This window comes from Ferrovibrio terrae (assembly GCF_943371255.1).
Classification (GTDB): Bacteria; Pseudomonadota; Alphaproteobacteria; order Ferrovibrionales; family Ferrovibrionaceae; genus Ferrovibrio; species Ferrovibrio terrae_B.
On record NZ_CALRUC010000033.1, the window covers coordinates 1 to 18583 of the forward strand.

General features: G+C 60.2%; 16 protein-coding genes and 1 tRNA gene. 4 read left to right on the plus strand and 13 right to left on the minus strand.

Annotated elements, in window-relative coordinates; all coding sequences use genetic code 11:
- A partial coding sequence (locus tag AAG799_RS09315) for a LysR family transcriptional regulator (protein ID WP_341895552.1) occupies positions 1-345 on the minus strand: 345 nt, incomplete at its 3' end.
- Positions 346-539: 194 nt separating this feature from the next.
- On the opposite strand from AAG799_RS09315, the gene AAG799_RS09320 reads away from it, so the two are divergent.
- On the plus strand, positions 540-1712 hold the full coding sequence (locus AAG799_RS09320) for a fumarylacetoacetate hydrolase family protein (RefSeq protein ID WP_341895553.1): 1173 nt from the start codon (positions 540-542) through the stop codon (positions 1710-1712).
- A 26-nt stretch (positions 1713-1738) separates the two neighbouring features.
- Positions 1739-3268, plus strand: coding sequence for an altronate dehydratase family protein (locus AAG799_RS09325; RefSeq protein WP_341895554.1), 1530 nt, complete (start codon positions 1739-1741; stop codon positions 3266-3268).
- A 149-nt stretch (positions 3269-3417) separates the two neighbouring features.
- On the opposite strand, the gene AAG799_RS09330 is transcribed toward AAG799_RS09325, so the two are convergent.
- The 12 genes from AAG799_RS09330 to AAG799_RS09385 form a co-directional block, all read right to left on the minus strand.
- On the minus strand, positions 3418-4431 hold the full coding sequence (locus tag AAG799_RS09330) for a site-specific integrase (protein ID WP_341895555.1): 1014 nt from the start codon (positions 4429-4431) through the stop codon (positions 3418-3420).
- A gap of 514 nt (positions 4432-4945) precedes the next feature.
- On the minus strand, positions 4946-5638 hold the full coding sequence (locus AAG799_RS09335; protein WP_341895556.1) for a hypothetical protein: 693 nt from the start codon (positions 5636-5638) through the stop codon (positions 4946-4948).
- A 310-nt stretch (positions 5639-5948) separates the two neighbouring features.
- On the minus strand, positions 5949-7076 hold the full coding sequence (locus AAG799_RS09340; protein ID WP_341895557.1) for a DNA methyltransferase: 1128 nt from the start codon (positions 7074-7076) through the stop codon (positions 5949-5951).
- Between the two features lie 2 nt (positions 7077-7078).
- Entirely contained in the window at positions 7079-9190 is a 2112-nt protein-coding gene (locus tag AAG799_RS09345) for a DUF87 domain-containing protein (protein ID WP_341895558.1), read from the minus strand.
- Between the two features lie 18 nt (positions 9191-9208).
- On the minus strand, positions 9209-10351 hold the full coding sequence (locus tag AAG799_RS09350; protein ID WP_341895559.1) for a hypothetical protein: 1143 nt from the start codon (positions 10349-10351) through the stop codon (positions 9209-9211).
- A gap of 246 nt (positions 10352-10597) precedes the next feature.
- A tRNA-Gln gene (locus tag AAG799_RS09355) sits at positions 10598-10671 on the minus strand.
- Between the two features lie 80 nt (positions 10672-10751).
- Entirely contained in the window at positions 10752-12035 is a 1284-nt protein-coding gene (locus tag AAG799_RS09360) for a class I SAM-dependent RNA methyltransferase (RefSeq protein ID WP_341895560.1), read from the minus strand.
- Complete coding sequence (locus tag AAG799_RS09365; protein ID WP_341895561.1) at positions 12028-12792, minus strand: TlyA family RNA methyltransferase; 765 nt, start codon at positions 12790-12792, stop codon at positions 12028-12030. Before AAG799_RS09365 ends, AAG799_RS09360 begins: the two co-directional genes overlap by 8 nt.
- The gene (locus tag AAG799_RS09370; RefSeq protein ID WP_341895562.1) at positions 12789-14150 is read right to left on the minus strand and encodes an MATE family efflux transporter; all 1362 of its coding nucleotides are present in this window, start codon (positions 14148-14150) and stop codon (positions 12789-12791) included. The genes AAG799_RS09365 and AAG799_RS09370 overlap by 4 nt, the downstream gene beginning before the upstream one ends.
- A 14-nt stretch (positions 14151-14164) precedes the next feature.
- Entirely contained in the window at positions 14165-16084 is a 1920-nt protein-coding gene (gene dxs, locus AAG799_RS09375; protein WP_341895563.1) for a 1-deoxy-D-xylulose-5-phosphate synthase, read from the minus strand.
- A gap of 16 nt (positions 16085-16100) precedes the next feature.
- Positions 16101-17021 carry a polyprenyl synthetase family protein gene (locus AAG799_RS09380; protein WP_341895564.1) on the minus strand — a complete coding sequence of 307 codons (921 nt, stop codon included), beginning with the start codon at positions 17019-17021 and terminating at the stop codon, positions 16101-16103.
- 1 nt (position 17022) lies between these two features.
- Positions 17023-17295, minus strand: a complete 273-nt coding sequence (locus tag AAG799_RS09385) for an exodeoxyribonuclease VII small subunit (protein ID WP_341895565.1) — start codon at positions 17293-17295, stop codon at positions 17023-17025.
- Between the two features lie 149 nt (positions 17296-17444).
- Between AAG799_RS09385 and AAG799_RS09390 the strand changes: the two genes are divergently transcribed.
- Both AAG799_RS09390 and AAG799_RS09395 read left to right on the plus strand, forming a co-directional pair.
- The gene (locus AAG799_RS09390) at positions 17445-18146 is read left to right on the plus strand and encodes a lipid-binding SYLF domain-containing protein (protein ID WP_341895566.1); all 702 of its coding nucleotides are present in this window, start codon (positions 17445-17447) and stop codon (positions 18144-18146) included.
- Entirely contained in the window at positions 18143-18574 is a 432-nt protein-coding gene (locus AAG799_RS09395; RefSeq protein WP_341895567.1) for a DUF3293 domain-containing protein, read from the plus strand. Before AAG799_RS09390 ends, AAG799_RS09395 begins: the two co-directional genes overlap by 4 nt.
- Positions 18575-18583: the final 9 nt, after the last annotated feature.

Below are 18583 nucleotides of genomic sequence, written 5' to 3' on the forward strand. Positions count from 1 at the left end.
ATGCTTGGCGCGATAGGGTGTGGTCAACGCCGAAACCATGGCCAGCGCAGTGGGGATGGCGGCGATCTTCAGATGACCGGTCAGGCCGTGGCGCAGCGCGACCACCTCCTGCCGCATGGCGCGCGTATCGCCCACGATACGGCGCGCCCAGTCCAGTACCCGTTCGCCCTCGGCAGTCAGGCCGAGAAAGCGCGAGCTGCGCTGCACCAGCATGACGCCCAGCGTGTCTTCCAGCTGCTTGATGCCAGCCGACAGGGTCGGCTGGCTGACGCCGCACTGCTCGGCGGCCTTGCCAAAGTTTTTCTCGCGGGCGAGCGCCAGCAGGAATTCCAGCTTGTCGATCATACCCTAGCGACTATCCCGCATTCCGGCCGGCTGCAAGAGACCGGCGCGATGCCCCCCGTCCCGCAGGGCGTGCCAATAAAACACCATAAAACAGCATCTTGTGCAGTGCCACATGGCACGGGCGGCTCGCCTCGCCGCGGCGACAATGTTTAGATGACCGGGAATCGACACCAGCTTCAACCCGGATTCTTCACATGCTTGAGACCCTGATTGCCGCCTGCCTGCCCGAAGATCACGATCGCGCCACCATGGTCGGCCGCGTCTGGCTGGCGGGTCAGCCCGGCGGGCCGGCCATTGTCGCCCTGCGCGGTGATGACCTGGTCGATATCAGCAGCCTGGCCGCCACGATGAGCGACCTGCTGGATCGGACGGATGCTGCCACGGCCGTGCAGGCTGCTGCCAGGACCGCGCCGGTGATTGGCACGCTGAAAAGTATTCTGGCGAACACGCCGGCGATGCAGGCACCTTATCTGCTGGCGCCCTGCGACCTGCAGGCGGTGAAGGCTGCCGGCGTCACCTTTGCCGACAGCCTGATCGAGCGTGTGATCGAGGAGCAGATCCGTGGCGATGCCAGCCGCGCCGAAGCGGTGCGCGCCGAGATCGCGACGGCGCTCGGCGGTGAGATTTCCCGCATCAAGCCCGGTTCGCCCGAGGCGATGCGGCTGCGCGAGACTCTGATGAAGCGCGGTGCCTGGTCGCAGTATCTGGAAGTCGGCATCGGCCCGGATGCCGAGGTCTTCACCAAATGCCAGCCGATGGCATCGGTCGGCACCGGCGCGTCCGTCGGCATCCACCCGGAGTCAACCTGGAACAACCCGGAGCCCGAGGTGGTGCTGGCCATCGACAGCCGCGGCCAGATCGTCGGCGCCGCGCTCGGCAACGACGTCAACCTGCGCGATGTGGAGGGCCGCAGCGCGTTGCTGCTCGGCCGCGCCAAGGACAACAATGCCTCCTGCGCCATCGGGCCGTTCATCCGCCTGTTCGATGCAGGCTTCAGCCTGGATGATGTGCGCAAGGCCGAGGTGAGCCTGGTGATCGCCGGGCAGGACAATTTCCGCCTCGAAGCCAGCTCGCTGATGTCGAAGATCAGCCGCGACCCGCTCGATCTGGCGGCCCAGACCTTCGGCTCGTCGCACCAGTATCCCGATGGCGCCATGCTGTTCACCGGCACGATGTTCGCGCCGATCCAGGATCGCGGTGCACCGGGCATGGGCTTCACCCACAAGCCCGGCGATATCGTCACCATCCGCTCGCCCAAACTCGGCGGGCTGGTGAACAAGGTTGATCTCTGCGACCGCCTGCCGCCCTGGACATTTGGCACCGGGGCACTGATGCGCAATCTCGCCCGGCGCGGCCTGCTGCGCTAGACTGTACCCAATCAAGGAGACGCCCCATGCTGGAACGGGTTTCGGCGGTCATCCGCCTCAATGAACATGACAATGTCGTCGTGGCGCGCGCCGAGCTGCTGCCCGGGGCCAGCGTCGAAGGCGGCAACGTCACCTGCCGCAGTGTCATCCCCGCCGGCCACAAGGTGGCCACGGCGCCGATCGGCCAGGGTGAGGCGGTGCGCAAATACAATCAGATCATCGGCTTTGCCGCCGCGCCCATCGAGCCCGGCGAGCATGTGCACAGCCACAATCTGGTGATGGGCGATTTCAGCCGCGACTATGCCTTCGGCGCCGATATGCGGCCGACCGCCTATTTCCCCGAGGCCGAGCGCGCCACCTTCCAGGGCTACATGCGCGAGACTGGCAAGGCCGGCACGCGCAACTATCTTGGCGTCGTGACCAGCGTGAACTGCTCCGCCACCGTGGCGCGCTATATCGCCGATCACTTCAAGGGCGATGCGCTGCGTGATTATCCCAATATCGACGGCGTGGTGGCCATCGTGCACGGCACCGGCTGCGGCATGGCTGACAAGGGTGAGGGCTTCGGCAACCTGCAGCGCACGCTGTGGGGCTATGCCCAGCATGTCAATTTCGCCGGCGTGATGATGCTGGGGCTGGGCTGCGAAGTGGCGCAGATCGATTTCATGATGGAGGCGCAGGGCCTGAAACACAGCCCGCGCCTGCAGAGCATGACCATCCAGGACAGCGGCGGCACGAAAAAGACCGTCGAGCGCGGCATTGCCATGCTGAAGGAGATGCTGCCGGCCGCCAATGCGCTGCAGCGCACCACCATACCGGCCTCGCATCTCACGCTCTGCCTGCAATGCGGCGGCTCGGACGGCTATTCCGGCATCACCGCCAATCCCGCACTGGGCGCCGCCGCCGACCTGCTGGTGCGTCATGGCGGCACGGCGATCTTGAGCGAGACACCGGAAATCTACGGCGCCGAGCATCTGCTGACGCGGCGCGCCGAAAGCCGCGCCATCGGCGAGAAGCTGATCGAGCGCATCCGCTGGTGGGAGGAATACTGCGAACGCAACGGCGGCTCGATGGACAACAACCCCTCGCCCGGCAACAAGAAGGGCGGCCTCACCACCATCCTGGAAAAGTCGCTCGGCGCTGCGGCCAAGGGCGGCACCACCAATCTGCGCGGCGTGTTCAAATATGCCGAGCCGGTGGATACCAAGGGCTTCGTCTTCATGGACACGCCCGGCTACGACCCCTGTTCGGCCACCGGCCAGATCGCCGGCGGCGGCAATGTGATCTGCTTCACCACCGGGCGCGGCTCGGTGTTTGGCGCCAAGCCGGTGCCGTCGATCAAGCTGGCGACCAATTCGGCCATGTATCGCCGCATGGAAGACGACATGGATATCAACTGCGGCGCCATCCTGGATGAAGGTATCAGCGTGGCGCAGATGGGCGAGAAGATTTTCGACAAGATCATCGACGTTGCCTCGGGCAAGCCGTCGAAAAGCGAAGAACTCGGCTTCGGCGATGCCGAATTCGTGCCCTGGCAGATCGGCGCCACGATGTGAGGCGGGATTTCATTCCGCTGCATCCAGGCATCTGGTGTGGCCGGGGGCCGTAAAGGATGTCGGGATCAGCGAGATTGGCTGGGGGACTAGGATTCGAACCTAGACAACCAGAGTCAGAGTCCGACATTTATACTCGTTATGTCAAGTGCTTACGCGGTTTTGAGCCATTCTTGGGCCATCCGCGCGCGTTCTCTGCGCTTATCGCCGCTACCGAACAAGTGCCCATAGATATCGAAAGTCACCTGAATCGAACTGTGACCCATCTCTACCTGCACCTCCTTTGGTGTCCATCCGGCGGCGATCACCATTGAAGCTCGAAAATGCCGAATCGCATGGAATCCATACTTCGTTGTTTTGAGTGCGGCTTCCTGAGCCTTCCTCCAGCACCGATTGGTGATGTTAGGCAAGTTTTCAACGGTTCCACTAATAGTAGGAAACACCAAATCAAGCTCACTTACAGGGCACTTCTGCCGCCATTCTCGCAGTATATCCTGTAGCTCTGCCGTAATGGCGATTGCCCGATACCCGGAAGCACTCTTTGGCGGACCAATCTTGGAATAACGATCTGCTCGTTGAACGACTCTAATCTCATCGCTTCCCACTGCCGACCAAGGCAAGCCACGCAATTCACTAGCTCGCAAACCCGTCAACGCCGCTGTGTAGAGAAATGGCCGCCACCTCTCCCAGGCCTCTCGCACCTGCAAGTGATTGCTCATAGTAAATCGATCAGCGGCTTCAAGGATAAGCCTCATTTCATGAGGGCTAGGAATTTGCACCGGGGCTTCAGCAGACCGATGGCGCCCAATTTTTATAGGCTGCGCAGGATTTCCCAGAATGACCCCACGGATCATTGCCTCATTTAGAATGCCCTTCAAGCTAGTCCAAATCTTGATTGCCATTGATCGCGAAATTCCTGAGGCCAATAGCTCAGCGCGCATATCCTGCATTTTAAAGGCATCAAGGCTTGCTAGCTTTAGATGCCCCCACAGCGGTTTAATGTGCACACGCAAATGACTTTCATACTGCTCTAATGTCGCAGCTTCACAAGGAGGACGGCCGTTGCGACCAACTTCGGCTGAGCGCAACCATTGATCCCCTGCATCCGCTAGGGTGAGCTTAGATCGAATAGCTCCTGCTCCAGGCTCTGCCAGGAGCCTGCGCATCTCCGCTTCAGCCTCTTTGAGCGTGGGCTTCTGAACGCGCCGCCGCTTCCCAGAAGCATCCTTGTATCTGAACTGCCACGCCGTTCTTTTTACGCCCTTAATGATCCAACTTCGCTTTATAGGGCGCATCGTGTATCAGCATCAATTTTGTGTTGCATACTAGCCAGTGACCCAAGCAGCATGAGCGCCACTCGCGTTAACATCTCTGAACAAGTATCCAATTCGGCAAAGCCGACACAAAGAGAAAGGGTACCACGATATTCTGTGGATATTCCGCTGCAGATACTGAATAGGTGTCGATTTTTTTCGCAGAAATTTTCGAAGAAACTACCCCGGCCCCCATCACGGATGCGAACTGCTGGCGTGAGATATAATGAAGATTCTTCATGGTGCGGCATCTCTCAGGAACATTCAAAGTCCGAGTAAGGATGCCGACATGCTTTATTCGAAGCGAATCTCGCCTCCTTAGATGCGGGTTATCTTTTCCTTTTCACATTATGCTTTTTGTCGGTGACTACAAATTCGCCCAGGACTTCAACCTTCCCCTAGCAACCGCTAAGGCGATTTCGGAGGCGGTGAAATCAGGCAATTTATCCAAAATATCGTCGATGGATTCTGGATGGAATCCCGACTCCTTCAGCCCGAACAACAAGTCTGTCAAATCCGCAATATCGTCGTGTGCGCTGGGAATGTAGTTGAGCGCTTGCTCGTCTGGCTTAAGTCCTTCCCAACGATGGTCTGCTAACGTGTGAATACGATGATGAAACGGATTTACGCATAGAGCGTTGCGACAAAGCTCCGGCTTCTTCCTTAGCTCATGCAACCTGTGCAGCGGTTCATGCGGCCTGATCACGCCCCAACAGTAACGCGCCCCAGAAATACGTTTAGCTGAGCGTCGAGTGACGCCGGTAGGCAAAAGCGTCTCCTCGTCGAGGATCGCGACGTTCACCTGAACCTGAATGGTCGGTCGCGGGATAAGCAGTTGCGAGTAGGCACGTGCGGACTCACGCGATGATTTTCGAGTTGCCCGGAACACCCGGCTCGTGGCACGGCTCATTCGTCCGTTCCATATCCAGCAGGACTTTAAAGCCTCTCCGGGCCAATCGCAGAAATCGATCTCGACCAAGGTGGAGAAATCGCTCAAACACGACAAGCCATCAATAGGAGTAATATTCTGAAGCAGTCTTTGTAAGGGGGTTCTAGCCATAGGTGTCTCCTTTGGAAGGAGAACCGACGCTAGTCGATTGGGTAAATTCCTATATATACTTTATCTATAGATACCCCTGATGTTTGTATTTCTTATATATGCGAATTTATACACCTAAGTAGTGCCTCTTTCCTTCTTGCCTTTACTGAAGAAAGAAAAAAGAAAGAGGATGATAGATTAAATCCCCTCTCTCTTGTGGAGCCTTAAGCCTACTGAGGGAAAAGGGTCCGAAATAGTCCGCTTAGTGCTCCATGGCCTTTAAAACACGATTGAACGGCACTCCATAGAGTGTGCCGCATCAATATGGCCCTCAAGTATCCAAATAAGCCCACAGGTCAATTTCGGTTACCGCTTTTGGCGCACCGGAATAGAAAGTGTTTACTTGGCGTTTACCCTCTGACGCAGCCCCGGCAGACCGCGCTGTAACAATTCGCCAGGGGGTTCCTTCGAGAGAATCGCGAATAACTTCAAGCGGTGACGAAATCTTCCTATCGTTGATAGCGCCGAAGCGAATTACCAAGCGTGCGCGGGGCGCGCAAACAGACGCCGAATTTAGCCAGACGCGTCTCAAATCGTCCTGAAATGCCAACAGCCCGGCGTGACTGAGCTGGCGCTCGGAAGAATAGTCAACCGCATCCGTTCCACCCAGGAACCAATTTCGAATCCATTGATCAGGCACGTATGTCCGCAGGCCATAATACGGAGGCGATGTAATAATCCACGAAGCCTGGCGATCAGATTTCTTAAGGCCATAGTACGGTGAAGAGAACCGACTATCCCCCTCCACCGCCAGTCCTTGCACTCCGACATCCCTAGAGGGGTAGTATCGCTTCGCGCGCTGACCAATGACCTCCAATACATCAATCTTCGGGGGCGCCATTTTATGACGCTTCCAATAGTTGACCGCATATTTCGGCTTTGGTGCATACGTGCGAGGGCACTGATTTGATAAATACGAACTTGAGCCATTCTGCCGCATTGGGCCATGGAGTGCGCCAAGAACTATACCCGTTAGTGCCGCCCCCAGCCGTCGCGTGGAGTGCCCAAGTAACAGCGCCTTTCGCAGCCGGCAAATGTTCGTGAGAGTTTGAGCGTGATACGCACGCTTCCAGAACTCTCCCGAAGGAGTTTCAGCCTGCCTGACCATTGACAGCAATCGCCTTGCTTCTGAAACGATTTCGTCCGGCTCCGCAGAAACAAGCTTGGATTTTGTCGCAGCCACCGCAACGGGGTTTGAGTCTATACCTATTGAATACAATCCCTGCATCCGAGCTGCGTAGTTTGTCGTTCCCCTACCGCAGAAAGGATCTAAAACAACATCTTCTTCGTTCGCGTATCGCTTAAGTATCCTGAGCGGAAACTCCAACGGAAACATCGTGAAATAGGGACAGATAGCATTCAATGCAGCCGGCCCGGCAACATCTACATCGGCACGCATTGTCAACCCGCCCCCTTTTTGAGGAGTGCTTTGTTATTCTGGTTCTTAAATTTATGCCACCCCTGGCCCTGCTTCCCAAATATTTCAGTCATAACCTGTGGAGTTAACTCAAATGCCTTCTTTCGTGCGTCATCCACCGTACCGGGCAAAGATTTTTCAATCTCGCTTTGGACCGCCATCCAGTACGCCCCCTCAACCTCCAGCTTCTTCATTAATCCATTATTCCCCTTCACTGCGGTAACGGCGCGACGGAGGTAGGCCGCCTCAATATCCACTGGCGGCTCCACAGTATCCCCCAGCAAATCATCCAATACCGCGCCAATTCCATCAGCGGAATTATCTCTAGCCACTGACGCATCGACCGCCTCAGCCCGAATACTTTCATCAGCCTCGCGAAGCTGCGTTGCGAAAGTCTTGATGGCAGGAAGTTTACCATCGACATCTCGCATTTTATAAAGCCGCTCGAAAGATAGTGCACGCATCGAGACTGGGTATGGCTTTCCCCCTACTGAACTCCAGAACACTCCCTGTCCTTGAATAGGTTCATTTAGAAGAGAGCTAAGTAGATCATCACTGAAATGAGCGTTTGCTCTTTTCACGCTCACTAGGTCACCGGCGGAGAGAAGGTGGAAAATGAACCAGTTATCACCCTGGCTAAGAATTTCATTGGGAATTGATCCTGGCTGCTGAGTAACAAGCAACGCACCAAGGTCATATTTACGACCTTCTTTCACCCACGATATATATGGTTCAGCCGCAGCCGCCTTATCGTTCAAAACGGACTGCGCCTCCTCAATCACCGCAATCGTGGGAATGGTTTTGGGATCAGCGCTAGTGAATTCCTGCTGATTCCTATCGAATATCCTTCGTAAGATAATGCCCGACAGCACAAATCCTTGGTTTCCGCGCATCTGAGAAATATCGACCACGCAGATTTTGCCTGCCTCTAGCGCCTTCACCAGAAGTCCCATTAACTGGCTACTCGGGTCATGAAGCATGTTCACGACGTTCGTCATGTTCGAACGCGCAGCAACCGCTTCCGCTTCCTGATTGGGCATGGTTAGGCCCAGAATATCTCCAACCTCTTCAGTCGAGGTAAGATTCTTGCTGCGTTGAATCAAATCAACCAATCGACTCCAGCGATCAGCCGGAAGCGATCTCAATTTGGCGACGTTCTGTTGGTCTTGCCGTTCAGGAGGAAGTGCTATGGAGATAACATCTGCAGGCCTTAGTTGGCGAATATCTAATCTTATCCCACCCGCCACAAATGATCCGTAGAACTCGCTAGGCGCCTTGCGACTTGTGAAAACGACAAGCTTGTCCTCCAAATGCTGCACATCGCACAGCCCTGGCCGCCCCTTGTCATCCGGCCAAAAATATTCGCCATCTGGATCGAAGATGATCGTCCCTACTGGTACTTTTCGTCCCTGGCGTTTTTCAACCGTGGGCGTCTCTTTATAAAGACGACTAAAAAGCAGCTTATTTAAATTCGACTTACCGAATCCTGCCCGCGCAAAAATAAATGTACGTCTGGCAACAAGGTTCTCGACTTGAAAGCGGATCAGAACCTCAGGATCTTTGATCTGCATCCACTCCAATGGCTGAATGTGCTCACTACCATGGGCATATACATACTCACCCAAGGCAAAATGCCCCATTTCAGCTCCGGGAATATTGTGACCGCAAACCTCCCTCAGAACTTCCCCTGACAGGAAGGCGACCTTGCTGCCGACATGGGGTAGACGCCGATGAGAGGGGACAAATGTCAGCCCTTTGCCGTTTGACCGCAGAACACCCAACACTCGAATGTTTATGCGATACTTCAGATACTGCCTTCTCAGGTCGTCAGGTACCTCACGGTTCTCTTGAACCGCCCGAATATTGAATTCCTCGCCATTCCCCGAGGATAGCTTCCCCTCGGATGAAAATGCCGCGATACGACCGAGCACTGCCTCGTTAGGGGTCTCAAGCTGAACCAAAAGGAACTGCCCGTGCATCGGCGTGCTTTGAAATTCATTTCGATACGGCAATGCGAGGTCGGCATGAAATTCCATGCCACCCTCGCGAAAGCCACGAAAAACACCGACGACTTGATCAGCCGGGAAAAGTTCCATTGATCCCCCCATCAATTATCAGCTATAGCGACTTTGCGCTGGGTCTGCGTCCTGCAATCGAAAAGCATCAAGGGTTGAAGCTTCTGCCCCTAGAGACTTTCTCAGCCCATCAAAAATCTGATCTTGCAAAACATCCATATCGAAATCGACCAACGCCGCGTGCTCATGGGCCTTCTGCAGGCACCTCGGATAATGCGGAACCGGGAAGCCATTAATGGAATCGGCAAGCAAATATCCCAGCACATTCGCCACGTCATTGGCCTGTGAGGAAAGAATATCCACAGGCCAAATTGGATCGCGCGTACCCGCGCCGAACTTTACCAGAAACATCTTTCCGCCCACGAATTTGTTTATCTCTCCACCTTGCTCCGCTTCTTCATCTCCACGGGCGTATTCCGGCCACACGTAGGCTTTTTGCTCCAACTCATATGGAACGGGGAGGTAGCACGGATATTGCGTGTGCATCACTCCTTCGAGGGCCATTGCAAGACGATACCGCTCCAGCACCTTGCTGTGCTTTGCCAAGCCGACGAGGTAGATGTTGCGGCGATTCTTTTTATGCTTGGCAATCCCTTCCTCTATGCCTTGGCGGTACCTAACAAAATAGTCATGCGCGAATGCTTTGCTTCTCAGCAAACCATCAAAGACGATCAGCGTGTCACTGGCAAAATCCTTATCGCGAACAATCGAAAATAAAATCGCCCACTCGACCAGCTCGCGATAAACCTGAACCCAGCTAGGACTTTTAGGGCGGTCGTCCTTGTCACTGCGGATCATGTGACTTAATACCGAAAGATCGGTAACGCCGAGATACTTCATCATCCGGCCGAGAGCAGTTACTGGTTCACCTGCCGCATTAAATTGTCTCTGCGACAGTGCAGTGACGCTCATGGTTGGAGATAGCACCTCCAAGCAATGCTCATTGGCACTGCTGTCCACCACTCGCACTAGCTGGATAAAGAACGGGTCAAATCTGAGCTGATTGTTCCCGCCATCAGCAGCGACCAGGGAAATGGACGTCGTGGTCTGCGGCATAATGCGCCGCACCTTGTCTTTTAGGGGCCGGATTTCCGCCCGCAACTGATCCAGCAGAACGCCATCAGCCGCGATCTGGAGTTCGATTTCCCGCCTCAAGGCGGCATGACTTTCTGGCTCTAGCACCGCGCGACCTAAAGGATTTCTGGTTGTGGTTTTTTAAGTTTATGCCACCACTCGTTCCCATTAAAGGCCAAGTTTCGTTTAAGCCTGCCTTTTGCCGTCAAAGCCCTTAATGGGCCACCCTTGGGCCACATACAGGTGCGCAGGCCCACGAAAGGATGCGAACCAGTGCGAATGGCTGCGAAACGCCTTCGCCCCGCCCAAGGCGGATGAAAGCGCGTTTCCATAGGTTTTGTTGATAAAGCGCGATGGCTGGGGGACTAGGATTCGAACCTAGACAACCAGAGTCAGAGTCTGGGGTCCTACCGTTAGACGATCCCCCAGCAGGGATCGGGTCGGGCCCGGGATATAGCCCGTCCCGCCGGGCTTTGCAACCCTTCTTCCCTGTGCCGGGCGTGCCCTGCTAGCGCCTGAAAATGCTGAAGATTTCCAGATGCGGCGACCAGCGGAACTGGTCGATCGGCACGACCTTTTCCAGCCGGTAGCCGGCATCGACCAGTCCCCGGGCATCGCGCGAGAAGCTGGAGGGGTCGCAGGACAGCATGACGATCAGCCCCGGCGCCTCGCCCAGCTTGGCGGCTTCGGCGATCTGCTGCACCTGGGCCTTGGCGCCGGCACGCGGCGGATCGAGCAGGATGGCATCCAGTTTTTTCAGCTCGGCCCGGCTGAGCGGCTGGCGTTCGAGATCGCGCGCCGTCGCGGTCAGGCGGCTGAGGCCCGCGGTCTTGGCGGCGGCCCCCAGCATGGCAATCGCCGGCCGGTCGGCATCCACCGCCCAGACGGTCTTGCCCACGGCGGCGAGCCGCAGCGCAAAGGCGCCACAGCCCGAGAAGAGGTCGGCGACGCGTTTTGCGTCTTGCAGTGCGTCCAGCGCCAGATCGGCCATCGCCTGTTCGGCCTCGGCGGTGGCCTGCAGGAAGCCGCCCGGCGCCAGGGTGACGGGCACGTTGCCAAAGCGCACACGCGGCACCTGCTCGCCCTGATACAGCAGCTCGGCATCGCCGCGTTCGTCGAAGCGCAGGCTCAGCCGGCCGAGACCGATGGCCTTGGCCGCCTTGCTCAGCTCGATACGCTCCTGCACCCGCATCTTCAGCTTGCCGGTGATCAGCACATCGGCGCCGGTCTCGGTCCAGGTCACCTTCAGGTCGACGGCCCAGCCATCGCCCAGCACCGGCATCATCATGGCGCGCAAGCTCGGCAGCAGGGCCGGCAGTTCCGGCTTCAGCACAAGGCATTCGGTGAGATCGACAATCTTGCGGCTCTGCGCCTCATGGAAGCCCATCAGCACCTTGTCCTTGACGCGGCGGGTGATGAATTCGGCACGGCGCCGCGTGTGATCCGGCACGGCGACAAGTTCGCCGACGGTCACATCGGCGATCTCGCGGCGCGTGAGTGCGGCGCTCAGCTTGTCGCGCTTCCAGGCGCGATAGGGCGCATCGGCCCAGTGCTGCAGGCTGCAGCCGCCACAGGTCTGGAAATGGCCGCAGGGTGCGTCGATGCGATCGGGCCCGGCGGCTTCCAGCACGCTGAGCTGGGCGGCAAAACCATCGCCGCGCGGCTCGCCCACCTTGGCGGCGATGCGGTCGCCCGGCACGGTGAAGGGCACATAGAAACGCTCGCCGTCCTTCGACAGCACGCCATGGCCCTGCCCGCCCATGCGCTCGATCACACCATCCACGTCACGCATGGTTTTCCCCGGCTGTTTGCTTTTCGGCGGCGATCAGGAATTCACGGTTGCCTTCCGGGCCGGTGATCGGGCTCGGCTCGATGCCCAGCACGCGCCAGCCGGGCAGGCCCGACCACCAGTCATGGATGGTCTTGCAGACTTCGTCATGCAGGGCCGGATCGCGCACCACGCCACCCTTGCCGACACGGCCACGGCCGACCTCGAATTGCGGCTTGATCAGAGCCACCGCCCAGCTGCCCGGCTGCGCCAGGCCAAGTGCTGCCGGCAACACGGTCTGCAGGCCGATGAAACTGGCATCGCAGACCACGCAAGCAATCGGATCGGGGATCAGGGTGGCATCAAGATGCCGCGCATTGGTCTTTTCCAGCACGACGACACGGGCGTCGTTGCGCAGCCGCCAGTCGAGCTGGCCCTCGCCGACATCGACGGCATAGACCTTCGCCGCGCCATGCTGCAACAGCACATCGGTGAAACCGCCGGTGGAGGCGCCGACATCGATGGCGGTGCGGTCCTGCGGCGACAGGCTGAAATGCTGCAGCGCATGCGCCAGCTTGATGCCGCCGCGGCTGACCCAGGGATGCGGCTTGCCGCGCAGTTCCAGCGGCACATCGGCCGCGAGCGAAACGCCCGGCTTGTCGAGACGCTTTTCGCCCGAGAAGACCAGACCCGCCATGATCGCGGCCTGCGCCTTGGCCCGGCTTTCGGCCAGGCCGCGCTCCACCAGAATCTGATCCAGGCGCTGCTTCGGGGCTTTCATCGGGCCGGCACTCTGTCTAGCCGCTGCAGCCTATGGGTCATGGCGTAAAAACGCCAGAGCAGCAACGCCGCCACCACCGCCAGCCCGACGACAAGGCCGGCCCAGACGCCGATGCCGCGCAGCGGCGTATAGAAGCCGAACCAGATCGCCACCGGAAAACCGATCAGCCAGTAGCCGACGAGCGTAATGACCATCGGCACGGCGGTGTCTTTCAGGCCGCGCAGCGCGCCATTGGCAACGCCCTGGGCGCCATCGACCAGCTGGAACAGTGCCGCGATGCCAAGATAGGTGACCGCCAGGGTGAACACGGTGGAGGCGGCATCGGAGACAAACACCCGCACCAGCAGCCCACCGGCAAAATGGAAGATCAGCGCCGTACACAGCATGAAGGACATGCCCATCGCGATGGCGATCCAGCCGGCACGCGCCGCGCCGGCATAGTCGCGTGCGCCGGCCGCAAGGCCAACCCGCACGGTGGCGGCCTGGCTGAGGCCCATCGGCACCATGAAGGCGAGCGCCGCCCATTGCAGCGCCACCTGATGCGCCGCCACCTCGGCCGCACCGAGCCGCCCCATCAGCAGGGCAGCGGCCGAAAACAAGCCGATCTCGGCGCCCAGCGCCAGCGCGATCGGCGCGCCGACACGCAGGAAGGCGCTCATGCGCTCAGGCGTCGTGCGCCACCAGCCGCGCGACAGGTGATAGGCAGCAAACTGCGGGTCGCGCGCGATATACCAGCCGAACACCAGCAGGATCAGCAGATTGACCAGGCTGGAACCGATGCCGGCACCGACGACGCCGAGCGATGGCACAATCCAGAAACCGAAGATCAGCACCGTATTCACGGCGGCATTGAGCAGCACCGCCAGCAGTGTCAGCACCAGGGCCGCGCGCGGACGCTCCAGGGTGGCGAGAAAGCCACGCAGCACCATGAACCATAAAGCCGTGATGAACATGCCGCTGACCGCCTGCATGAAGGGCACAGCCAGCGCGATCAGTTCCGGCGGCTGGCCGATCAGCACCAGGAAGGGTTCGCTGAAAATGAGCAGCAGGGTGCAGACCAGACCATAAATCCCAGTGGAGATCAGGCCGTCATGCACAGCCTGCCGCACGCCTTCGATGTCATCCGGATCGCGGCCGCGTGCCTGTGCCGCCAGTGCCGGCGTAGCGGTGGCTAGGCCGAGCCCCGCCATCCACAGGAAACTGAAAATCGCCACGCCGAGTGCCGCAGCCCCCAGCGCCTCGGCGCTGTAATGCGACAGGAGCCAGACATCGGTGGTGTGGATCGCCATCTGCGCCAGCTGCGTGCCGACAATGGGCAGCGACAGCGTGAGCGTGGCCCGCGCTTCCTTGAGGATCATGTTGTGCTGTCCTGCTAGGCGCGCGCGGTGGCGTCGTTGGCGCGGCCCAATGCAGACAAGGCCGTGGCGACGATCTGCGGTGCATTCAGCCCCGCCTCGTCATACTGCTTCATCGGATTGTCGTGATCGATGAAGCGGTCGGGCAGCACCAGCGGGCGAATCTTCAGGCCGTGATCGAGCAACCCGTCATGGCTGAGGAAATGCAGCACATGGCTGCCGAAGCCGCCAACCGAGCCCTCTTCCAGGGTGATCAGCACTTCGTGATTGCGGGCCAGCTGGCGCACCAGATCGGTATCCAGCGGCTTGCAGAAACGCGCATCGGCCACGGTGGTCGAGAGGCCACGCGCGGCAAGGTCGTCGGCGGCCTTGAGCGCCTCGGCCAGGCGGGCACCGAAGGAGAGGATGGCGATCTTGCTGCCTTCGCGAATGACACGGCCCTTGCCCAGCGGCAGCACCAGGCCGCGCTCAGGCATGACCAGACCGGTACCCTCGCCGCGCGGATAGCGGAAAGCCGACGGCCGGTCGTCGATGGCAGCCGAGGTCGCCACCATATGCATCAGCTCGGCTTCATCCGCCGCCGCCATCAGCACCATGTCGGGCAGGCAGCCGAGATAGGCGATGTCGAAACTGCCGGCATGGGTCGCGCCATCGGCACCGACCAGGCCGGCACGGTCGATGGCAAAGCGCACCGGCAGCCGCTGGATCGCCACGTCATGCACCACCTGGTCATAGGCGCGCTGCAGGAAGGTGGAATAGATCGCGGCGAACGGCTTGAAGCCCTCGGTGGCGAGACCGGCAGCGAAAGTAACCGCATGCTGCTCGGCGATACCGACATCGAAGCAGCGCTCGGGGAAGCGCTTGGCAAACAGGTCAAGCCCGGTACCCGACGGCATCGCCGCCGTCACCGCCACGATCTTGTCGTCACGTGCGGCTTCCGCGATCAGGCTTTCGGCAAACACCTTGGTATAACTGGGAGGGCCGGCCTTGGGCTTGGCCTGCGTGCCGGTGACGACGTCGAATTTCGATACGCCGTGATACTTGTCGTCGGCGGCTTCAGCCGGGCCATAGCCCTTGCCCTTCTGCGTCACCACATGGATCAGCACCGGGCCGGTCTTGTTGGTGTCGCGGATATTCTTCAGCACCGGCACCAGGTGGTCGAGGTTATGACCATCGACCGGGCCGACATAATAGAAGCCCAGCTCCTCGAACATGGTGCCGCCGGCCACCATGCCGCGGGCATATTCCTCGGCCTTCTCGGCCATCGAGGCGAGGCTCTTGGGCAGGATCTTCTCGCCGATCTGCTTGGCCAGCTGGCGCAGGCCGAGATAGGAGCGCGAGGACAGCAGCCGCGACAGATAGGCGCTCATGGCGCCAACCGGCGGCGCGATCGACATGTCGTTGTCGTTGAGGATGACGATCAGCCGGGTATCCATCGAACCGGCGTTGTTCATCGCTTCATAGGCCATGCCGGCCGACATGGCACCATCGCCGATCACGGCGATGACATTGTTCGTCTCGCCCTTGAAGTCGCGCGCCACCGCCATGCCCAGCCCGGCAGAAATCGAGGTGGAGGAATGCGCGGCGCCGAAGGGATCGTATTCGCTCTCGCTGCGGCGCGTAAAACCAGAAAGCCCGCCGGGCTGGCGCAGCGTGCGGATGCGGTCGCGCCGGCCGGTGAGAATCTTGTGCGGATAGGCCTGGTGGCCGACATCCCAGATCAGCTTGTCGACCGGCGTGGCAAATACGTGATGCAGCGCCACCGTCAGCTCGACCACGCCAAGGCCGGCACCGAGATGGCCGCCGGTGACCGAGACAGCATCGATCATCTCGCGACGCACTTCGTCGGCGAGTTGCTTGAGCTGGTCCTGGTCGAACTCCCGGATATCGGCCGGGGTCCGCACCATATCCAGCAGGGGCGTGCGATTGCTGATCATTCTGGGGCCAATGGTGTCACGAGCGGCGGGTTATAACAAACTCCGCCAGCTCCTGTAAAACCATGGAACCGGGGCCAAAATGCGTCGCAACCCGGCTTTTGGCGGAATTGGTTAACGACCGGGCCTTGGCCCGGGCCTCATCCAGGCCTAGCAGGCCCACGAAAGTCGCCTTGCCGGCGGCGGCATCCTTGCCCACCGCCTTGCCCAGCTCGGCCGCCGAGCCTTCATGATCCAGCAGGTCGTCGGCAATCTGGAAGGCCAGCCCCAGCTCTGCGGCATAGTCACGCAGGACCGTGCGATCCAGCGATTTCGCCTCCCCCAGGATGGCACCGGCCTCGGCGGAAAATCGGATCAGGGCGCCGGTCTTCAGCGCCTGCAGCCGGGCGATCTCGTCGTAGTTCAGCGGCCGGCCGGCTGCGGTGCGCACTTCGGCATCCAGGTCGATGGCCTGACCGCCGACCATGCCGCGCGGCCCCGCCGCCAGGGCCAGCCCAGCCACCAGGGCGGCCTGCACGCCGGGCTCGGGATGAGTGGCCGGATCGGCCAGCACCAGGAAGGCCTGGGCCTGCAATCCGTCGCCGGCCAGCACAGCGGTGGCTTCATCGAAGGCCCTGTGCACGGTCGGCTTGCCGCGCCGCAGGTCATCGTCATCCATGCAGGGCAGATCGTCGTGAATCAGCGAATAGGCGTGCAACATCTCAATGGCTGCCGCCACGCGCAACGAGCGCTCGCGCGGCACGCCAAACAGATCGCCCGCTGCGACCGCCAGCAAGGCGCGCAGGCGCTTGCCGCCGCCCAGGCTGGCATAGCGCATCGCATCATCAAGCTTGGCCGTGGCGCCGGCAGGGGCCGGTAGCAGGTGGTCGAGCGCGGCCTCCACGGCGGCGGTGACCTCCTGCATGGCCGCCGCAAGTGCGGGCGACGGCTGCATCGTCATTTCAGTCGGCCTTGAAGGGCTGGGTGCCGGCCTGGCCGTCGCCGCCGACCACGATCTTCTCGATCTTTTCTTCGGCGGCCTTCAGCTTGGCTTCGCAATGGCGCTTCAGCAGGGCACCGCGGCCGTAAAGCGCAATCGAATCTTCCAGATCGACGCGGCCGCTTTCCAGCTTGGCGACAATCTCGTCCAGCGCCTTCAGCGCAGCCTCGAAGCTCATTGCCGCAATATCCGGCGGAATGATCTCCTGATGGGCGTCTTTATCAGCCTTGGACATGCCGCCTCCGTTCCACAAAGCCGCCACAGTTTAAGGTCTAGCTTACAACGCAACAACCCGCGCCGGCCGGCCGATTCGGGCCGTTTGGACGCGGCCGAAGCAATATAACGCGCTGTATAATTTGCCAACCCGCCAAGGGAGACAATGCCATGCCCAGCCTCACCACAAATCGCCGTACCCTGCTCGCCTCCGCCCTCGCCGGTGCCGGTATCCTGGCCTTCGGCCCGCTGCCGGCGCTTGCCGCCTCCGACGACCAGAGCCTGATCGATTCCGCCCGCATCACCGTCGATCATTTCACCAATGACAGCCAGATGGGCGATCTGCGCCGCAAGCTGGCACAGGCCAAAGGCGCCTTCGTGGTGCCACAGCTGCTGAAGGCCAGCTTCATCATCGGCGGCGAAGGCGGCAGCGGCGTGCTGCTGGCCAAGACCGCCAACGGCTGGAGCGAACCGGCGATCTACACCATGGGCTCCGGCTCGATCGGCCTGCAGATCGGCGCCGAGGCATCCGAGGTCATACTGGTGCTGATGAACGAGAATGCAGTGAGCGCCATTCTGCGCAACGAGTTCAAGCTCGGTGCCGATGCCACCGTGGCCGCCGGCCCGGTCGGCATGGGGGTGGAAGCCGCCACCACCACCAATTTCGGCGCCGATATTTATTCCTTTGCCAAGACCAAAGGCCTTGCCGCCGGCATATCGGTGGAAGGCGCGGTGATTACCGCGCGCCATGGCCGCAATACCGCCTACTACGGCAAGGAAGCGCATCCGCGCAACATCCTGTATGATAACATGGTGAGCAACCCCGGCACCAATGCGCTGCGCCAGGCGCTGGCCGCGGCGGAGATGCCGTGATTACACCTGCTACCCTGCAAGGCTATCGCGCCACCACCTATGCGGTGACTATGCCCGATGGCACGCTGATCGGCCTGCGGCTGGACGAATCCAGCCCGCAGGCCGAGGCGTTTTTGCGCCGATGCAAGGCGCAGTCGCTGACCTGCCTGAATGCCTGGAACCCGCGCAGCAAACGCTGGCCGGTCAGCCGCAACATGGCGGCGCATCAGGGCCTGCGCCGAGATCTGGCCCAGCGAGGCTATGTCGCGCTGCCCCAGCTTGGTGTGCCTGACCGGCGCAACTGGCGGCCCGAGCCCGGGTTCGCCGTGCTGGACCTGGAAACCGAAAAGGCCATGACGCTTGCGGAGCGCCATGGCCAGTTCGCTGTCGTGTACTATCCGCGCGGCGGGGTTGCGGAGCTGATCCTCACCCGCCTCGCACTCGGCTGATCAGGCACC

What these genes read in the sequence shown, in the direction of transcription:
- AAG799_RS09320 (WP_341895553.1), top strand. Translation starts at nt 540, where the DNA reads ATGCTTGAGACCCTGATTGCCGCCTGCCTGCCCGAAGATCACGATCGC.
- AAG799_RS09325 (WP_341895554.1), top strand. Translation starts at nt 1,739, where the DNA reads ATGCTGGAACGGGTTTCGGCGGTCATCCGCCTCAATGAACATGACAAT.
- AAG799_RS09330 (WP_341895555.1), bottom strand. Translation starts at nt 4,431, where the DNA reads ATGCGCAGGCTCCTGGCAGAGCCTGGAGCAGGAGCTATTCGATCTAAG.
- AAG799_RS09335 (WP_341895556.1), bottom strand. Translation starts at nt 5,638, where the DNA reads ATGGCTAGAACCCCCTTACAAAGACTGCTTCAGAATATTACTCCTATT.
- AAG799_RS09340 (WP_341895557.1), bottom strand. Translation starts at nt 7,076, where the DNA reads ATGCGTGCCGATGTAGATGTTGCCGGGCCGGCTGCATTGAATGCTATC.
- AAG799_RS09345 (WP_341895558.1), bottom strand. Translation starts at nt 9,190, where the DNA reads ATGGAACTTTTCCCGGCTGATCAAGTCGTCGGTGTTTTTCGTGGCTTT.
- AAG799_RS09360 (WP_341895560.1), bottom strand. Translation starts at nt 12,035, where the DNA reads ATGCGTGACGTGGATGGTGTGATCGAGCGCATGGGCGGGCAGGGCCAT.
- AAG799_RS09365 (WP_341895561.1), bottom strand. Translation starts at nt 12,792, where the DNA reads ATGAAAGCCCCGAAGCAGCGCCTGGATCAGATTCTGGTGGAGCGCGGC.
- AAG799_RS09370 (WP_341895562.1), bottom strand. Translation starts at nt 14,150, where the DNA reads ATGATCCTCAAGGAAGCGCGGGCCACGCTCACGCTGTCGCTGCCCATT.
- dxs (WP_341895563.1), bottom strand. Translation starts at nt 16,084, where the DNA reads ATGATCAGCAATCGCACGCCCCTGCTGGATATGGTGCGGACCCCGGCC.
- AAG799_RS09380 (WP_341895564.1), bottom strand. Translation starts at nt 17,021, where the DNA reads ATGACGATGCAGCCGTCGCCCGCACTTGCGGCGGCCATGCAGGAGGTC.
- AAG799_RS09385 (WP_341895565.1), bottom strand. Translation starts at nt 17,295, where the DNA reads ATGTCCAAGGCTGATAAAGACGCCCATCAGGAGATCATTCCGCCGGAT.
- AAG799_RS09390 (WP_341895566.1), top strand. Translation starts at nt 17,445, where the DNA reads ATGCCCAGCCTCACCACAAATCGCCGTACCCTGCTCGCCTCCGCCCTC.